General features: G+C 61.9%; 1 protein-coding gene and 1 pseudogene. Both read right to left on the bottom strand.

What is annotated here, in order from left to right:
• Positions 1–318, bottom strand: a 318-nt coding sequence (locus ACLFKU_RS44005) for an SDR family NAD(P)-dependent oxidoreductase (protein WP_410853425.1), incomplete at its 3' end; no start/stop codon positions are given.
• Positions 318–517, bottom strand: a pseudogene (locus ACLFKU_RS44000) (nuclear transport factor 2 family protein); the annotation flags it as partial. The pseudogene ACLFKU_RS44000 and the gene ACLFKU_RS44005, both read right to left, overlap by 1 nt.

Here is a 517-nt window from a genome sequence, read left to right as displayed (position 1 = left end):
CAGTTCTTTCTGCCATTCGGTTTCATCCAGCGCGGCAAAACCGCCTGCCGGGGCTGACGATCCGCCCAGGACATGGATGATGGCGTCCACGCCACCCAGCCGGCTTTCGACGGCCTGTGCTACGGTGGCGCAACCCTCCGGCGTAGTGAGGTCGGCTTCGACGAACATGGCGTCGGGAATGAAGTCCGGCTTGGCACGAGCCGTCGTCAGAATGCGCGCGCCGAGTTCGCCGAGCAGTTCGACGACGGCGCGGCCAACGCCCTTCGTGCCAGCCGTGACCAGCACACGCTTGCCCGTTAGTTCGCGGGTCGTGGTCATCAGTGGATCTCCAGAAATTCAATCTTGTGGTCCGTGAGCCGGAATACATGTTTCAGGTCGGCGAGACCTCCGGGGAAGTTGCCAGCATATTGAGCCACGACAGTGACGCCGGCGTCGTCTTGCACGAACGTCAACGGCTCTACGCTATAGCCATACTTGCGCTGCGCTTCCGCCAGCCTGGTTTCGATTGCTTCGTGTC

This window comes from Paraburkholderia sp. EG304, assembly GCF_046543485.1.
Classification (GTDB): domain Bacteria; phylum Pseudomonadota; class Gammaproteobacteria; order Burkholderiales; family Burkholderiaceae; genus Paraburkholderia; species Paraburkholderia youngii.
The sequence above is the reverse complement of the archived record's forward strand: the minus strand, read 5'-3'. Positions and strand labels throughout refer to the sequence as shown.